Here is a 19,428-nt window from a genome sequence, read left to right on the forward strand (position 1 = left end):
ATGAAATTACAGCTAAAACCTCTCTTTTATATTATATTGATTCATGTTTGCTTTTTAACATCGTGCCTGTCATCTGCACAACATCAAGAGGATGAAAGACTTGTGAGTTATGAGATAGATTTAACAACTCAAACCCTAAAATTCTATTCAAAGGATAGTAATAATTCCAACTATGGTAGTATTGAAAACTTAAAAACTCATTTAAAATATAACAACCAAAAGCTCATTTTTGCAATGAATGGAGGCATGTATTTGAAAAATGGTTCACCTCAAGGTTTGTATATAGAAGATGGTGTTCAAAAAACTCCAATAGATACTTTAAAAAAAACCTCTGGAAATTTTTATTTACAACCTAATGGCATTTTTTATATCACAAAAAATAATAACGGATTTGTATGTGAATCTTCAAACTTTCCCTCTAATGCAGAAGTAACCTATGCTACACAGTCTGGACCAATGTTGGTGATAGACCATAAAATCCATTCAAAATTCACAAGAGGCTCAAAAAATTTACACATTAGAAATGGTGTTGGTATCTTACCCAATGGAAATCTATTATTCGCTATGTCTAAGGATAGAATCAATTTTTTTGATTTTGCTGAATTTTTTAAATCTAATGGATGTAAAAATGCACTGTATCTTGACGGGTTCGTTTCGCGCACATACCTTCCGAAGAAAAAATGGGAGCAGTTAGATGGTGATTTTGGAGTTATTATTGCAGAAACTGAAGCCATGAATTAAAGCAATATGATTAATAAACGTCTTTTAATTAAAAACCTACTCGCTCACAATGATGAGAATAGTTTTTATGATAAAAAACGAAAGATTGATATTAGTCAAAAAGAAGGAAAAGCAAAATTCTTAAAACATATTTGCGCGCTCTCTAATAGTAACCCAAAAAACAATTCCTATATTGTAATTGGTGTTGAGGATGAAGACAATAAAATTATTGGTGTCACTTTTTTTGATGATAGTAAAATTCAAAACCTTATAAATGCCTACCTCACCAACCCTCCAATAGTTCAATACGAGAATATTCCATTTCCACATTTACCAGACAACAAAGTTGTTGGTTTGGTGACCATCAGGGCTATGGAAAAAATAACATCACTTCGAAAAAACATATGGAAGTATTACGGTGGCTCAGTATTTTTTAGAGATGGAAGCATGAGTATGCCTAAAGTGTTTGATATAGAAATAAAAGATGTCAATTCAAAACTAGTTACTGCAATAGAAGCACATGCGCAAAACAATATTCAATATACACTTGATGGCGTTTTTGACTTTATGAATAAACGCGAAGATTTTAATCCACAATATAAAGTCTTTAAAGAATATTTTGTGTTGTGTTGGTCTGGATTAAAAAAGATGGTCAAGAATGATATTTATTTTTCTAGAGTAGATATTGAGCTTGTTAATGAACAAGTACGATTATTCTTTTCAACTTTAGACGAAGTAAGTATTACCTATGACGAAAGTTCTTTTAAGATTGTAGAATATGTTAGTCTCGGCCTCCAAAATGCATTTAAGTATTATGAATTAGAAGAAACCATAATTTATTTTGAAGAAAATGCTAATTATAATATAGAAACACGGTTATTGTTTCAGCCACCACAATTTGACAAAAAAGTTTTACATCATATTTACAATTCTAATAACGCTTTGTTAGAAAAATTAAAGAAGGCGCGCTCATTAACTAAAAATGAGCTTCAAGATCTAAGGAATCTTCCTGCCACTTATCTTATTTGTTACTTAAATTCGTTTCATGAAGCTATTGATAAACTCAATGAATCAAAGCCTTATTTAAAAAATCACAGTCGTGAAGTTTATGAATTTTATCAAGAAGCGGTAAGAATTTTGAGAAAAGTTAAATACAGTTAAAAAAATAGCCTGAAAAAATTTCAGGCTATTTTTATTTGAATATGTGTGAGTTATTAATCTATACAAGAGGTTACATTAAATGTTGCGCCATCTAAATCTATAGAAGCACAAATAGTACCTGGATGAGATTCAATATAGCCTAATACAATTTTAACCCTTGTTACTCCGTATTGAATATAAGTGATGTATTTACTTCCTGTTCTATAAACGAACCCATGTATTGAATATGTTCCTGGCTCTGTAACAGAAAAATCAGGAGTTGCATTCATGTCTAATACTATTCCAGTAGATACATCAACTAATCCATAGATTAAGGAATACCCGTCTGGAACTATAGTGTTTCCATCAGATGTAGCTGAAATTTCTCCCAAACCACCTTCAATACATGGATTTGCATCATCGGCTGTTAATGTACCCGCAAAAGCACCACAAGGTTGAGCGCAATCAACAACTATAGTTTGAGCACCAACTGGATCAAAAGACGTACAAAAAGCTACTGCATTAAAAAAGGCTTCTACATCGCTAACTGTCGTTGTTCCTAATACAACTATACTTAAGCTAAAATCACTTGGATTATATACTAAAGAATGAATGGCATATGAGCCAGATTCATCAACAACAAAGTCTGGTGAATCGTTGAACTGATCAATAACTAGATCTGAACCTTCAACTCGTGTAAGCCCATAAACTATTTCAAATCCGCCAGGTACGTTTTCATCTCCATTTGATGAAGCTGAAAGTATCAACCCATCATCGAGGCATGTCAATGATGTATCTGCAGTTAATGTTCCTGCTACAGCATCACATGTTGAAGCCCCTCTTCGTTCACTAACTACACTTTCTTGTGTGTCTTTAATGCTTTTTTCTTCTTCTACTGTAATTTCATCTTTTTGGCACGATGAAAAAGAAATAATTACAGATAACATAAATAATCTTAAGACCGTTTTCATAATTTTTAATTTGTTCTAAGTTTGGTTCTTTAATAAATGTAAAGATATAAAAATTAACAATAGCTTATATTATGAAATGTTTTTAATAAAACAACTGCTTTATATTTAAGCGATTGTAAATGAAACTGTTATTAAGACATTTAAATGCTTGACATAAAGTATCCTTAAAACCTATTTCTATTCTTAAGTTATTGGGTCTATAAAAGGTTTTTAACTATATCCTGTCGTTATTAACAAAGCCGTATATAAAATACTGAAAATCAAAATTTTAAATAGAATCCTCCTTGTAATAATAAAACAAGTTAAAAACTTGACTTTTTAAAAAATTACCATTCATACAGTTTTTTTGACCACTCATAGTTTTTTTTAAAATGAAAGTTCTTTTTTTACGATTTTTGAAGTGCTATTAATCAATTACAAACAACCTTGTTTTCAAATCGGATAACCGAAATACGAAACAAGGTTTTTGTTTTTAACAAATTAAATAAAGTTTAGTTTATCAAATGATTTATTTAGTATAGACTTATCTTCTACCTCTAACCATCTAGATAAAACAGTAGCATAAATAGATCTAAAATCTATCTCATACTTAAGATCACCAATGTCATCTATATCATTTAAACTAGAAAGGCTATTATATATCCCTTGATGTTTCAGTTGGTTTCCAATAATAAACACATTGTTAGAGGTGCCATGGTCTGTACCATTTGCCGCATTTTGCTTTACGCGTCTTCCAAACTCTGAAAACGTTAGAATTAAAGTGTCGTCAAACCTATCATAATGCTTTAGCTCTTTGACAAAAGCATAAACACTTTCAGAATAAAATCTTAACAGTCGACTGTGTTGATTTGGTTGGTTGGCATGCGTATCAAATCCTCCTAAGGAACTGTAAAATACTTTGGTATCAATACCAGAATTAATCAATCTTGACATAGTTTTCAATTGATTGGCAAATTCATTATTGGGATATTCACCAACAGTTTTTGTTGTATTATGCTTCTCAAATATATACTTAGCAGATGACTTTGCATCTATCATTGTTTTATATAAGTAACCTAAATTATGTTCGCTTAAATGTTCATCGTGATAGTAATTTAATACATTTTTAAAGTATGGGTCTTGGGAGGTGTTAAATAGAACTTTTGGGTTTTGTGTAGCAATTCCATTGATTCTATTTCCTTTTAATGCTAAAGATAAGCTATCATCAATTTCAATAGCATTATAAGGCTTACTACCATATCTGTCTAAATATCTACCAATCCAACCACTAGGTAAATAGGTATTGTGATCACTAGCTGTTTGCCATATATCTGTAGCTCTAAAATGAGACCGACTAGGATTAGGATACCCAACATTATTTATAATGGTCAATTGACCATCATCATATAAGCGTTTTAATGGTAAAAGACTTGAATGAAATCCTAACTCATCGGTTGCTTTCAAAATTTTATTTTTTTGAATAGCAATCTTCGGACGGTTCTTAAAATAAATATCATTGTGGTAAGGTATAATTGTATTCAATCCATCATTACCTCCAGATAACTGAATAATTACCAATCGTTTACATCCTAAACTAGCTTCAGAAACAGTTTCTAAAGCTTTGATAAAACTCGGAACAAAGAATAAGCTACTTGCTAATGTAGATTGTTTTAAAAAATGTCTTCTATCCATAATTAACACATTTGATATTCAGGCAAGGACATTAACTGCAAACAAAAATCTCGTTTAGAAGATTTACTTAGTGTTTTCAAATACTTTTCTGTTCCTGGGTTTAGGTTTGGTATGATGATATAATCCTTTAAGTGAGGTGTCAAAATATCTTGATAATTCTTTTCAAACGTTTTCCAATCTATTTGAACACTTACAAACTTATTTTTTCGATGTTTAGAATGAAAGGTTTTAAAACGATCTTCAAAATCACCCTTTTCTTTTATTGCTATTCTGGCATTTGTTAGTAGAATTGATGGTAATTTTAATCGTAACATAATGGTATTAGCATCAATCCAATTTTTCCCACCATCCCATCCTGCTACATTAGGAGGGTTTAATAGTATCTGACCAAGTAATTTTTGAATTTTAAATAGGTCTTTTTCATTTTCAAATGTTATTGGAACAATTTGAGTTATCCCAACTAAAAGCTCAATAGGCGACTTTATTTTTGTGCCAATATTTGTGTTTTCATAAAACCAATCTGACATAAAAACTTGTCGCATCAATTGTTCAATATCGTAATCGTGAAAAAAGCTTTCAGTTAATTCTTCAACTCTATCTTCGTTAATAGTATCATTTACGAAGTACTTGTATATTTTTCGACAAATAAATCGTGCACATTGTTTTTGTTTTAATATGATGTCTATAATATCATCTCCATCATATCGGCCTCTATGCCTAAAAACCGTCTTAAATCCGTAGTCATGTTGTAGCTTCCTTAGTTTGAAGTCGCCCTCAAAATTATTATTATACCCTGTAAATGCTCTTGCACTTTCTTTGATGTCATTTTCTGTATATTGACCTTCGCCTAACATAAACAACTCCATAAGCTCTCTTGCAAAATTTTCATTGGGTTTTTGTTTCCGATTCTGTTTATTATTTAAATACTTAAGCATCGCTGGCTCTTTAGAAATTGCCTTTACAAAATCTCCAAAATTTCCTAAAGCATAACTTCTTAATGTGTTGTTATACTGTTGTACATGAAAAATATTAGTATCACGACACACAAAATGGTTAGCCCAAAACAAAGTCATTTTTTCTCTAAGAATTTCATTTGAATCTATTAAGCGTTCAATCCAAAGCTTATTATAACCTTTGAGCTTTTCTTTGCTCAAATCGATAAACTCTCTTCGCTTGCTTTTATTTTCTAATAGTACTGCTGCTGTAAAATGATCTAACTCAGAAGTATTAATTTCTAATTTATTGATCTTTGAAGACTTTTGAAACAACATCTCTACAACATCAGCTCTATTTTTTTTAGACCACGCTTTGAGCTGATCTGGATTAATTCCAAAACCTGCTCTACAATATAAGTGCTGTATATCTATCTGTTTCATAAGTTTAAGACCAAAAAACTTTTATGAAGTTTAATTATATACGTTCAAAAATGATTCCAAAGATGAATTCATAAAAAAACCGTTTCATAAATATGAAACGGTTTATCAAAATTTTTATTTGCTATACGTTATAGATCAAACTTAATGCCTTGGGCTAAAGGTAATTCTGTCGTATAATTAATCGTATTTGTTTGACGTCTCATATAAATTTTCCAAGCGTCAGATCCCGATTCACGTCCTCCTCCAGTTTCTTTTTCACCACCAAAAGCACCACCAATTTCAGCGCCAGAAGTTCCAATATTCACGTTAGCAATACCACAATCAGAACCTTGAACAGATAAGAAGCGTTCTGCTTCACGTAAGTTATTGGTCATAATTGCAGAGGATAATCCTTGTGCTACTTCATTTTGTATATCTATGGCATTTTCAACGTCGCCTGAGTATTTCAATAAATAAAGTACTGGTGCAAATGTTTCGTGTTGAACAATCTCATAATGCGGTTGAGCTTCTGCAATTGCAGGTTTCACATAGCAACCGCTTTCATAACCTTCTCCTTCTAGGACACCTCCTTCAACAATAATGGTTCCGCCTTCTTCAACTACTTTTTCTAAAGCGTGTTGATACATTTTAACTGCATCTTTATCAATTAATGGCCCTACATGATTATTTTCATCTAAAGGATTACCAATTCGTAATTGTTTATATGCATCAACTACTGCACTCTTAACTTTATCGTAAATACTTTCATGTATAATTAAACGACGTGTTGATGTACAACGTTGCCCACAAGTACCAACGGCTCCAAATACAGCACCAATAACAGTCATTTTCACATCTGCATCAGGAGTTACAATAATTGCGTTGTTTCCGCCAAGTTCCAATAATGACTTTCCTAAACGAGCCGCAACTTCTTGAGCAACGATTTTACCCATTCTCGTAGATCCAGTTGCAGATACTAATGGAATACGTTTGTCTTTTGTCATAAACTCTCCAACTCTGTAATCGCCATTAATTAAACAAGAGATTCCTTCAGGAAGATTGTTTTCAGCAAATACTTCGGCAGCAATATTCTGACAAGCCACACCACAAACTGGTGCTTTTTCAGATGGTTTCCATATACAAGTATCACCACAAATCCACGCTAGGGCAGTGTTCCATGACCAAACAGCAACAGGAAAATTAAACGCAGAAATAATTCCAACCACGCCTAAGGGATGGTATTGTTCATACATTCTATGACCAGGACGCTCAGAATGCATCGTTAAACCATGAAGCTGTCTTGATAATCCAACAGCAAAATCACAGATGTCAATCATTTCTTGAACCTCTCCAAGACCTTCTTGATAAGATTTGCCCATTTCATAAGACACCAATTTACCAAGCGCTTCTTTCTTTTCTCTTAATTTTTCACCAAACTGACGTACTATTTCTCCACGTTGAGGCGCAGGCATTGTTCGCCAAGTCTTAAAAGCTGAAGTTGCAGCAGACATCGCTTTTTCGTAATCGTCTTTAGTAGACGATTTTACTTTTGCAATTAATTTTCCATCAACAGGTGAATACGATTCAATGATTTCTCCATTAGAAAAATTATTTGATCCAGTAGATGTTCCTTCATTAACATCGTGAACACCTAATTCTTTCAAAGCTTCTTTTATTCCGAAATCGGTAGCAATTGCTTCCATATATGTCTATTTTTTATGAATTATTAAATTTTGACGCGAAGTTACTAATAAAAAGTCATTTTTCTCTTGAACCGACTTACTTAATAATGTAACTTTAAAGCTCTTATCATTTACATTGAATTATGAGATATTATATCCTGTTTATTTTTCTTTTTTATACTTGCTTTAGTTGTAGCGAATTGGTTTCAAACCCAGACAATACCATTGAAAATAATAAAGTAGAGAATTCAAATTCTACGGAAATTACAAAAGCTGAATTTGCAATAATCATTCACGGAGGTGCAGGCACGATTCTCAAAGAGAATATGACACCAGAACTTGAAGCTGCTTATAAAATAAAGTTAGAAGAAGCCATTAGAGTGGGTCATACAATACTTAAAAATGGAGGTTCAAGTATTGATGCTGTTCAAAAAACCATAAATGTAATGGAAGATTCTCCTCTTTTTAATGCTGGAAAAGGCGCCGTTTTCACTAACGCAGAAACCAATGAACTCGATGCTTCTATAATGGATGGTAGTACATTAAATTCTGGAGCATCAGCAGGAACAACCACAGTTAAAAATCCAATAAATTTAGCTCGAGTAATTATGGAGAATTCACCTCATGTAATGATGGCTGGTGTTGGAGCAGAAAGGTATGCCGAAGAACAAGGCTTAGCAATTGTAACAACCGATTATTTCTTTACTGAAAGGCGACTTAATTCATTACATCGTGTTAAAGAAAAAGAAGCCAATAAAGAGAAGACTATTGACACAGAATCTGCTTATTTAGACTTCTATGATACAGATATTAAAAACTATAAATTTGGTACTGTGGGATGTGCGGCACTAGATAAAAGTGGAAATCTTGCTGCTGGCACTTCAACAGGAGGCATGACCAATAAACGTTATGGTCGTATTGGCGACTCTCCAATTATTGGAGCAGGCACTTACGCAAATAATAACTCTTGTGCAGTATCAAGTACTGGTTGGGGCGAGTATTTTATTCGTGCTATGGTTGCTCATGATATTTCTGCCTTAATGCAATACAAAGGTTTATCTTTAAAAGAAGCTGCAAAAGAAGTGATACAAGATAAAGTACCTCATTTAGGTGGTGATGGAGGTGTGATTGCTGTTGATAAAAACGGCATCATGGTTGCAGAGTTTAACACAACAGGCATGTATAGAGCAACAATGAATGATAAAGATGAATTGAATATTTCAATTTATAAGGATTAATTATTTCAATAAAACACGAATTCTATTTTATTGATAACAGATACTACTTTAAGCCTAACGAATCGTATTAACTACAAAATTTATATAACTATAAGTTCTAATTTTAAAGTTATAAGACCATTGATCACTTAAATTATTTATGTCATGAAACTAAAACATCTTTCACTATTCATAATAGGATTCATCCTTACGTTTTCCTGCAAAAAAAAAGATCTTATTTCAAAGGAAACAGATAATCTATTTAAGTTTAGAAACTACATAAGTTATACCACTTCTGGGCTACAATCGGTCACTAACACTATCACTATTAATTTATCTAATGAAGTTGCTGGCTGGGAAACAGACAAAGAAATTTCTGAAGAGATCATTCGTGTGTCACCTCATGTAGAAGGCTCTTTAAAAGCGACAAATAAGCATACTTTGGTTTTTACCCCAGATGAATATCTTGAACCTTCGACAGAATATACCGTTACTGTAAAATTAAGTAAAATTTATAGTGATATACCTAAAGAATACGACGATTACACCTTTCAGTTTAAGACGATAACTCCAAACTTCAACATCAATACTAATGTCTTACAATCATATAGCAAGAAATGGCAATATTTAGAAGCTGTAATCAAATCTGCAGATATAATTTCAGTAGAAGATGCAAAAAAATTAGTTGAAGCTTCACAAAATGGAAACCCATTAAAGTTACAGTTCAACGAATTGAATACGCACTCAAAATATTTTGAGTTTAGAATAGACAGTATTAACCGCTTAGTAGAAGATTCAGAAATTTTAGTTAAATGGAATGGCAAACCCATCAAATCAGATAATAAAGGAGCAAATACAATTTCAATTCCTGGTATAAATAATTTTTCAATTGTAACTATTGAAGCCATAAAAACTCCTGAACAATATTTATCGATCAACTTTTCTGACCCACTTAAAAAACAACAAAATTTTGATGGGTTGGTCACTATTCAAAATGTAAATAACCCAAAATTTAGTGTTGATGGTAATGTGCTTAAAGTATATCCTGAAGGAAAACTAGTTGGAGACATTCTGGTTGACATCTTTCAAGGTATTACTAATACAGAAGGATATAAACTTAAAAACACCTTTTCTGAAACAATCTCTTTTGAAGAATTAAAACCTAGAGTTCGATTAATTAGTAATGGAACTATCTTACCAAATTCTAACAATCTCAAATTCAATTTTGAAGCTGTGAACCTAAGCGCTGTTGATGTGAGGATTATTAAGATTTTTGAAGACAATGTGCTGCAATTCCTTCAGGATAATCCTATGAATAGTGACAACCAAAACGAAATCAAACGTGTAGGTCGCCGAATTGCCAAACAAACCATCCAACTACAGACAGCAGCTGAGAATTCTGGAAAATGGAAAGCCTACAGTTTAGATCTATCAAAATTCTTCAAGGCTGACGCTGGCGCTATTTATCGTGTAGAATTGAGCTATAATAGAGCATATTCATTATACGATTGTGAAGCAAATCCTAATAGTGCTTTGAATGAAGATGATGAATACGATGATTATTACTACGAAGAAGATTATTACTATGAGGGTGACTATTCAGAAACCAATACAGAAGATGACGATTTAAAAGAAGAAGAATATTGGGACAATCGTGCTTATAGGTATAGAAATTATACTTATAACTGGAGGCAGCGAGAAAACCCTTGCCATGATGCCTATTACGACGCAAATAAAATCGTATCTCAAAATTTAATAGCATCCAATTTAGGAGTCATCGCTAAACAAGGAGCGGGAAACAAATATTATTTTGCTGTTACAAATATTTTAAACACAAACCCTGAAATCAATGCTTCTATTAAACTCTACAATTTTCAACAGCAACAACTTGCATCAATTTCAACTAATAGTGAAGGTTTAGCAGTTATTGAAACAAACAAATATGTAAGCTTTGCTATTGTGAGCAAAGGTGATGATAAAAGCTATTTAAGACTTTCAGATGGCAACTCTTTATCGTTAAGTAAATTTGATGTATCAGGAAATCGTTTAGAGAGAGGGCTTAAAGGTTATATTTATGGTGAACGAGGGGTTTGGCGGCCAGGAGATTCTCTATTCTTGACATTTATGCTCAATGATAAAGCAAATAAACTACCTGAAGGTCACCCTGTAAAATTAGAAGTGACAGATCCAAATGGTAAGTTGATCTATAAAAATGTAACCTCAGATAATGTTAATAATTTTTATAAATTCATCGTTCCAACGAGTACAGAGGGAAAAACAGGAAATTATAATGCTAAAGTATCTGTTGGAGGTGCACTATTTTATAAATCTTTAAAAATTGAAACTGTAAAACCTAATCGTCTAAAGATTAAAGTTGATTTTGAACAAGAGATTTTATCAAACACAGCTCCTATTAACGGAACACTTGATGTAAAGTGGTTGCATGGCGCACCAGCCAAATCTATAAAGGCTGAGGTTAAAGCAAAATTTAGCACTTCTTATTCTAATTTTAAAGATTATAAAGGCTATATGTTTAAAGATCCAACACGTGAGTTTAATACTGAAGAGCTCAACATATTTGAAGGCAATCTTGATGCAAATGGCAAGGCCGTTATCAATACCAAACTAGATATAGGCAAAAATGCGCCAGGCATGCTCAATGCTCAATTTTTAGTACGCGCTTTTGAAAATGGAGGCGATTTCTCATTAGATGCCTTTACTAAAACGTATTCACCATACGAGTCTTATGTTGGATTACACTCTCCAAAAGGCAATTACTATGGATCCTATTTTACAGATACAGATCAAACTTTTGATCTCGCCGTAGTAGATAAAGACGGAAAGCCTGTAAAGCGAGACGGCCTCGAAATTAAGGTTTATAGAATTGAATGGCGTTGGTGGTGGAACTCCTCATACGATAACCTTTCTAGCTATATTTCTAGTAGTTACCACAGACCTATTCTAAGTCAAAAAGTGAATACAGGTACTAATGGAAAAACCTCATTCACTATAAAAATTCCTGAAAACGAAAGAGGTCGCTACCTAATTAGAATCTATGATCCTATAAGTGGTCATGCTACAGGACGAACAGCTTATTTTTATAAAAATTGGTCTGGCATGTCAACAGGAAATGACAAAGAAGCTGCTAAAATGTTAGTATTTGCTTCAGATAAGGATAAATATAACGTAGGTGAAACTGCAACAATCAAGTTTCCTTCTGGAACCGAAGGCAGAGCTTTAATAAGTATTGAAAACGGTTCTGAGGTCATCGAACATAAATGGGTAAAAACCATAAAAGGAGAAACAAGTGTAAGCATTCCAATCACATCAGAAATGGCTCCAAATGTGTTTGTAAACATTTCCTTATTGCAACCACATGCAATTACCAGTAATGATTTACCAATTCGACTGTATGGAATAATTCCTTTGGTTGTGGAAGATCCTAAAACTATTCTAGAACCAGAACTTCGAATGGCTAGTGTACTAAAACCAGAACAAGAATTTGAAGTGTTTATTTCAGAAAAGAACAATAAGCCAATGACCTATACCATTGCTATGGTAGAAGAAGGTCTATTAGATCTAACTCGATTTAAGACACCAAATGCATGGAACGAATTCTATGCTAGAGAAGCGCTAGGTGTAAAAACTTGGGATGTTTTTGATGATGTGATTGGTGCTTATTCTGGAAGTGTTGATCAAGTATTTGCTATTGGAGGTGATGGTAGTGCAGCTAAAGGGAAAAACAAAAAAGCTAATCGCTTTAAGCCTGTGGTAACCTATCTAGGTCCTTTTGAATTAGAGGCTGGAGGAAGAAAATCACATAAAATACAAATGCCAAACTACGTTGGAGCAGTTAGAACTATGGTTATTGCAGGAAATAACCAAACTGAGGCTTACGGCAGTACAGATAAATCGGTTGAAGTCAAAAAACCTTTAATGGTCTTAGCAACTTTACCAAGAAAGTTAAGTCCTGGTGAAAAAGTGACGCTTCCAGTGACTGTTTTTGCAATGGAATCTAATGTAAAAAATGTGAGTTTAAGTTTAAAGCTAAGTGATGGGATTACTGTTGTTGGGAATAGCACTAAAAAACTTAGCTTCTCGAAGCCAGATGAGCAGATGGCATATTTTGAACTAGACGTAAGTAAAGCGAAAGGTATCAACACCATTGAAGTGATTGCTACTGGTAATGGCGAAAAGGCCACCTACAAAGTAGAGTTAGATGTGGTTAACCCTAACCCAATAACCTCAACTTTTGAAAATGCTAAACTTGGAGCAAATGCATCTCAAAATCTAACGTTTTCTACATTTGGAGTAGCAGGAACAAATACAGCTTCTGTAGAGTTTTCTACGCTTCCACCAATGGATTTCACGAAACGCCTGCAATACTTAATTCAGTATCCACATGGTTGCGTTGAGCAAACCACATCAAGCGTGTTTCCACAGTTATACTTGAGTGATATTTTTGATTTAAAGTATGAGAAAAAACAACAAATACAATCCAATATAGAAAATGGAATTAAGCGATTGGGTAATTTCCAAAGACCAAATGGTGGTATGAGTTATTGGATTGGTGAACATACTGCTAATGATTGGGGAACGAGTTATGCAGGACATTTCATGATTGAAGCAGAAAAGAAAGGGTTTGTATTACCATTGTCTTTTAAAAGTAATTGGTTGCGCTACCAAAAACAAGCTGCAAGAGATTGGAGGCCAAGCTACAGGAGCAGTAATTCTGATCTAGCTCAAGCTTACAGACTCTACACCTTAGCCTTAGCAGGAAGTCCAGATCTAGCATCTATGAATCGATTAAGAGAGTTTAGCGAAATCTCTAATGAAGCTAAATGGCGATTGGCAGCTTCTTATGCTTTAGCTGGACAAAAGGAAGCTAGTGAACAATTATCAAAAACTGCAAATATTAGCTTTCAACCGTACAACGCTAGCTATTATACATATGGTTCTGTAGACAGAAATAGAGCTATGGCTTTAGAAACTATGATTATAACTAAAAAACCTATGGCAAGAGACATAGCCGAAGCAATTGCTAAAGACTTGTCAAGTAATCAATGGATGAGCACCCAAACCACTGCATATAGCTTATTGGCTATGGCAAAGATGGTTGAAGCTAATGGTGGCAAAAGCATGAAATTCAATTATACGTTTAATGGTAAAACAGAAACTATAAATACCAGACGTACAATAGCACAACGAACATTGCCTGTAAATGATGGTTCTAATACGCTCAAATTAAGTAATGAGCTTAATAACCTTGTTTATGTGAGAGTTTTAAATTCTGGGAAATTACCTCTTGGGAAAGAGTTAGCTGAACAACGTGGGCTAAGCGTGTCTGTAATTTACCAAGATTTAAAAGGTAACCGAATAGATATCTCAAAACTACAGCAAGGGCAAGATATTGTAGCTAGAATTAGTGTAAGTAACTTAAAAAGTCAATACTTACATGACGTGGCTCTAACACAAATTTTTCCTTCAGGTTGGGAAATAGTTAACACTCGCTTTACCAATTTTGGCGACACAGCTACAGGTACAGTGAGGTATACTGATATAAGAGATGATCGTGTCAATTTTTATTTTGATCTTCCAAGAAAAGGAAAGCACGGTACAAAGGTATTTACAGTTATGCTTAATGCAGCTTACTTAGGACAATATTATTTACCAGGTACTCAAGTAGAAGCCATGTACGACAATGACTTTTTTGTGAGAACTAAAGGACGCTGGATTAAAGTAGAAAAATAAAAACTCAACGCTTCAACGTAAAATGCCCAGTAAATTCTTGCCCTTCAATGTTAATTAAATACCAATAATCTGATGTAGGCAAAGGTTTGTTATTAAAGGTGCCATCCCAAGCTATAGGTCTGTTTTTTGCGGTATAAAGCAGCTTCCCATATCGGTTAAAGATATGCACTTCCCACGAAGCAAAACATTCTATTCCACTTAGATTAAATGTGTTATTAAAGCGATCATTATTTGGTGTAAAGAACTTTGGTATATAAAAATGTAGATGTTCAAAAGTAATGACTTCATCACAATCGATTGCTTTCACATAAATGGTATACTTTCCGCCTTCAACGTCAAAAAAGATAGTACTACTCTGATAGTCAATTCCATTTAATGAATAGATAAAATTTCCTGGATTAGATATGATAACTATAATATCATTCCCATCAGATTGCACACTGCTAATTATTGGTGTATTAATTTGCTGAACGACAATTGTCTTTTCTATACTGGAACACCCATCAGTACTTATCACTATATATGTTCCTGCGGTATCGACATTCAAAAATGCTGTAGTCTCTCCTGAATCCCATTGAAAAGTTGCGTTAGGTATCTCTGTATTTGCTTGTAAGGTAATTGATTCGCCTTCACATAAACTTAAAAATTCGTCTTCAAATACTACAGGTTGCGTGCCTGTGATCTCCCAGACACAAGTATCATTATTAAAACTTGCGGTTTCCCAACACTCTAAATCTGTAGGTTCAATTGGTTGTGTGCCTGTGATTTCCCAAACACATGTGTCATTATTGAAACTTGTGGTTTCCCAACACTCTAATACAGGTTGCGAAGGCTGTATTCCTGTAATTTCCCAAACACAAGTAACGCTATTAAAGCTTGAAGACTCCCAACATTCTAGAAGAGGAGGCTCTGGTTGTGTGCCTGTAACTTCCCAGGCGCACAAAGTGTCATTGAACGTAGCAACTTCCCAGCATGCTAAACCTGTAGGTTGAGCAGGTTGTATTCCTGTAACTTCCCATACACAATCTGTGCTATTAAAGCTTGCAGTTTCATAACAAGCTAAGTTTGGTTGTGTAGGCTGTGTTCCTGTAATTTCCCAACTACATGATAGTGTATTAAATGTTGTAATTTCCCAACATTCTAAACCTGTAGGCTCAGTAGGTTGCGTTCCTGTAACTTCCCAACTACATGATGCATTATTAAATGTTGCCGTTTCCCAGCATTCTATAACAGGCTCAGCTGGTTGTATTCCTGTAACCTCCCAAGCACACGTTGACGTATCAAAAGTTGCAGTCTCCCAACACTCTAATGTAGGTTGCGTAGGCTGTGTTCCAGACACCTGCCAATTACAAGAGTTATTATCAAAAATTGCAGCCTCCCAACATTCTAAGCCTGTAGGCGGATCGGGTTGTGTTCCTGAGACTTCCCAACTGCAAGAGTCGTCGTCAAAAATTGCAGTTTCCCAGCACTCGGTTGCTGGTGGATCTGGAGCCTGATTAATTGACACTATAAAGGTTGTAGAAAATGTGATACAATCGTTATTATTTAAATTTGTAGCAAACTCAGCCACTTTAGCTCTATAATAGGTAGTTGTAGTAGCAGAAATTGTGAGTGTTTGATTAGTTTCGCCAGCAATATCTGTCCAAGTATTTTGATCTGGACTTTCTTGCCACTGATAAAAATGATTACTAAAAACTGCGTTGTCTGGAGTAGCTGTTAGCGTTGTTGCATAAGGTATTTGAGTACTGCAAAGAGATGCAAACGTGTTATTGTCAGAACTTGTAACTAAAATGAAATCACCACAACTTTTAAATTCAATATCATCTATAGCTAAATCATTACCACAACCTCCATCACCATTATTGATCATCTTTAAAATAATAGATGTTTGCCCAGGAATGGTCTGAAATACTAATGCATATTGTTGCCAATTTGGAGTGTTACTACTACCAATATCTCCTGTACTGCCAGAAGCTAAAAGATTGGTATCGGTATTATCCCAAATCTCAAATCTCACATTTATGGGGATGGCACCGCTTCCACAAAAACCTCCAGCTGGAGATAAGTTTATCAACCACGATGAAAATTCATAAGATGTATTTTCACACAACCCACTAATATTTGTTCTGTAAAATTCACCAGCAGTAAAATCAGAATTGACTACGAGCATTCTTCCATTAATATCATTTGGTGTATGGTCTTCAATACTAAACCAATCAAAGTAATTGGTATTGCTAGAAACTGTATACAATCCATCATCAGGTTCGGCTCCATTAGCATAAGTGTAAGATGTTGTTCCAGCAGGTAAAGAAGTGTCAATTAATCCAGTTCCAAAGTTTTCAATAAAAATAGAATCGCCTGAATTTCCTTGACAAAACCCTAATTGAGCAAATGCATATTGAGAAGACAAAAAAATCCAAAAAATTATGATTATATTAAGAGATATAACATTCTTTTTCACGTTTAAATATAAAGATAAATTAATCCAGTATTATTGTATTGATTTTAATTTAACATCTACTAAATCAACTACAACGTTATAGTGAAGTCAATGTATAGGTTAATCAACTTAGTGAAGCGTCATAAAAGGACGTTTATTTTTATAGCAATTCTTACTATAGCTTATTTGTGTTGTTTACCTAAAGATCTATTTAAAGATCCAACAGCAACCGTAATTACTAGTAAAAATAATACGTTATTAGGCGCACAAATTGCTTCAGATGGTCAATGGCGATTTCCGCATAACGATAGTGTACCAGAAAAATTTAAAATCTGTATCATCCAGTTTGAAGACGAATACTTTTACAAGCATCCAGGCTTTAACCCTATTTCAATTTTAAAGGCACTTAAGGAGAATGTGAGTTCTGGTAAAGTTAAACGAGGTGGTAGTACTTTAACACAACAAGTTATTCGGTTATCTAGAAAAGGGCAATCACGTACTTATCTAGAAAAAATTAAAGAAATTATTTTGGCCACGCGTTTAGAAGTAAGAGATTCTAAAGAAAATATTCTAGCTTATTACAGTAACAATGCACCTTTTGGCGGTAATGTTGTTGGTCTTGACGCAGCAGCATGGCGTTATTTTAATAGAGATGCTCAGCAATTATCTTGGGCTGAAAGCGCTACTCTAGCCGTTCTACCTAATGCCCCAAGTTTAATTTATCCAGGGAAAAATCAAGAACGTTTACTGGAAAAACGCAATAGGTTATTAAAAAAACTATTTAATAACGATATTATAGACGAATTGACCTATCAACTATCTATTGCAGAATCTTTACCTCAAAAACCTTATGCCTTACCACAAATTGCACCACATTTATTACAGAAAATAGCTAAATCCAATCGTGGAAAACACATACAAACAACTATTGATGTTAAACTTCAAAAGCAGGTTAACCATATCGTTGAAAATCAATACAACATCTTAAAACAAAACGAAATATACAATGCTTCAGTTTTAGTCATAGATGTGCATTCAAGAGAAGTATTAGCATATGTAGGTAATACACCTACAGATAGAGCACATCAAAAAGATGTAGATATTATAGATAAACCTAGAAGTACTGGAAGCATTTTAAAGCCTTTTCTATATGCAGCTATGTTAGATTCTGGAGACATGCTTCCTAATACACTTGTTACAGATGTTCCATCACAATTTGGAAGTTATAATCCTGAAAACTTTAACAAAGAATATGATGGTGTTGTGCCAGCTAGCCGAGCCCTATCTCGCTCTTTAAATGTACCAGCAGTGCGAATGCTTCAAGATTTTGGCTTGGATCGGTTTCATGAATATTTAAAACAATTAGAGCTCAAAGATTTAAAGTACAATGCTAAACATTACGGTTTATCACTAATTCTTGGAGGAGCAGAAAGTAATCTTTGGGATTTGTGTAAAAGCTATGCTGCTTTATCTTCTACCTTGAATCATTTCTCTGAAAGCTCAAGTGAATACTATACTAACGAATTTATTGAGCCTAAATTTATAGCTTCTGAAACAATTAATTTTGGGAAAAAATCTACGACTAAAACCCTATTTGATGCGGCATCAATATATCTAACTTATGAAAGTTTAAAAAAAGTAAATAGACCAGAAGGAGATGAAAGTTGGGAATTTTTTGACGACTCAAAGGAAATTGCATGGAAAACTGGAACAAGTTTTGGTTTTCGTGATGCTTGGGCCATAGGAACCACTAAAGATTATGTAGTTGGAGTTTGGGTTGGCAATGCAGATGGTGAAGGAAGACCTGGCTTAATAGGCGTACAAACTGCAGCTCCAATTCTTTTTGATATTTTTGATGTTTTACCAAATAGCGACTGGTTTGCTATTCCTTATGACGAAATGAAAGAAGTCTCGATTTGTTTAAAAAGTGGGCATCGCGCTAGTGCTATTTGTGATGAAACCAGAGCCTCTTATATACAAAATAGCGGATTGAAAACTGACCCTTGCCCATATCATATTCTAGCTCATGTTGATTCTTCTGAAACCTATCAAGTGAATTCATCCTGTGAGAATTTAGCATCTATTAAGCATCAACCGTGGTTTGTGCTATCGCCTTTGAAGGCTTATTATTACAAGCAGAAAAATCCTTCATATAAACCACTTCCAAAATTAAGATCAGATTGTGTAGGAGACAATCAAATTACCATGGCATTTATTTATCCTAAGGAAAATAATTCTGTTTTCCTTCCAAAAGATTTTGATGGCACAACCAACGAATTGGTTTTAAAAATAGCCCATTCTAAGCCAGAAAATACTGTGTTTTGGTATTTAGATGAAACTTATGTTGGAAAAACTAAAGATATTCACGAATTAGCAATACTACCAAAAGTAGGTAAACATCTTATTACCATAGTTGACGAATATGGTAATGAGGTTAAACGTTTCATAACCATAAGTGAATAAAAAGGGAGCTTAAATAAG

General features: G+C 33.8%; 10 protein-coding genes. 5 read left to right on the forward strand and 5 right to left on the reverse strand.

The genetic code is table 11. The features are described 5' to 3' along the window. Together Q0876_RS00925 and Q0876_RS00930 are read left to right on the forward strand one after the other, a co-directional pair. A complete protein-coding gene (locus Q0876_RS00925; RefSeq protein WP_299223103.1) occupies positions 1-741 on the forward strand; it encodes a phosphodiester glycosidase family protein in 741 nt (246 codons plus the stop codon). Between the two features lie 6 nt (positions 742-747). Continuing rightward, on the forward strand, positions 748-1,881 hold the full coding sequence (locus Q0876_RS00930) for an ATP-binding protein (RefSeq protein WP_299223105.1): 1,134 nt from the start codon (positions 748-750) through the stop codon (positions 1,879-1,881). Positions 1,882-1,934: 53 nt separating this feature from the next. Here the strand turns inward: Q0876_RS00930 and Q0876_RS00935 are convergent, their stop codons facing one another. The 4 genes from Q0876_RS00935 to Q0876_RS00950 all read right to left on the reverse strand — a co-directional run bounded on the left by Q0876_RS00935 (position 1,935) and on the right by Q0876_RS00950 (position 7,560). Further along, entirely contained in the window at positions 1,935-2,831 is an 897-nt protein-coding gene (locus Q0876_RS00935) for a hypothetical protein (protein ID WP_299223107.1), read from the reverse strand. Between the two features lie 480 nt (positions 2,832-3,311). After that, positions 3,312-4,502 carry a DUF1501 domain-containing protein gene (locus tag Q0876_RS00940; protein ID WP_299223109.1) on the reverse strand — a complete coding sequence of 397 codons (1,191 nt, stop codon included), beginning with the start codon at positions 4,500-4,502 and terminating at the stop codon, positions 3,312-3,314. A gap of 2 nt (positions 4,503-4,504) precedes the next feature. Further along, complete coding sequence (locus Q0876_RS00945) at positions 4,505-5,878, reverse strand: DUF1800 domain-containing protein (RefSeq protein WP_299223110.1); 1,374 nt, start codon at positions 5,876-5,878, stop codon at positions 4,505-4,507. 128 nt (positions 5,879-6,006) lie between these two features. Then, positions 6,007-7,560 (reverse strand): aldehyde dehydrogenase family protein, encoded by a 1,554-nt coding sequence (locus Q0876_RS00950; protein WP_299223112.1) that lies wholly within the window; start codon positions 7,558-7,560, stop codon positions 6,007-6,009. A 122-nt stretch (positions 7,561-7,682) separates the two neighbouring features. Here Q0876_RS00950 and Q0876_RS00955 point away from each other — a divergent pair, with 122 nt between their 5' ends. Continuing rightward, positions 7,683-8,777, forward strand: coding sequence for an isoaspartyl peptidase/L-asparaginase family protein (locus Q0876_RS00955; RefSeq protein ID WP_299223114.1), 1,095 nt, complete (start codon positions 7,683-7,685; stop codon positions 8,775-8,777). Positions 8,778-8,921: 144 nt separating this feature from the next. Then, positions 8,922-14,507, forward strand: coding sequence for an Ig-like domain-containing alpha-2-macroglobulin family protein (locus Q0876_RS00960; protein WP_299223116.1), 5,586 nt, complete (start codon positions 8,922-8,924; stop codon positions 14,505-14,507). Positions 14,508-14,511: 4 nt separating this feature from the next. On the opposite strand, the gene Q0876_RS00965 is transcribed toward Q0876_RS00960, so the two are convergent. Beyond that, positions 14,512-16,917 carry a T9SS type B sorting domain-containing protein gene (locus Q0876_RS00965; RefSeq protein ID WP_299223118.1) on the reverse strand — a complete coding sequence of 802 codons (2,406 nt, stop codon included), beginning with the start codon at positions 16,915-16,917 and terminating at the stop codon, positions 14,512-14,514. Positions 16,918-17,058: 141 nt separating this feature from the next. On the opposite strand from Q0876_RS00965, the gene pbpC reads away from it, so the two are divergent. Next, on the forward strand, positions 17,059-19,410 hold the full coding sequence (gene pbpC / locus Q0876_RS00970; protein ID WP_299223120.1) for a penicillin-binding protein 1C: 2,352 nt from the start codon (positions 17,059-17,061) through the stop codon (positions 19,408-19,410). The last annotated feature ends 18 nt before the right edge of the window (positions 19,411-19,428 follow it).

Source organism: uncultured Psychroserpens sp. (assembly GCF_947503375.1).
Classification (GTDB): Bacteria; Bacteroidota; Bacteroidia; order Flavobacteriales; family Flavobacteriaceae; genus Psychroserpens.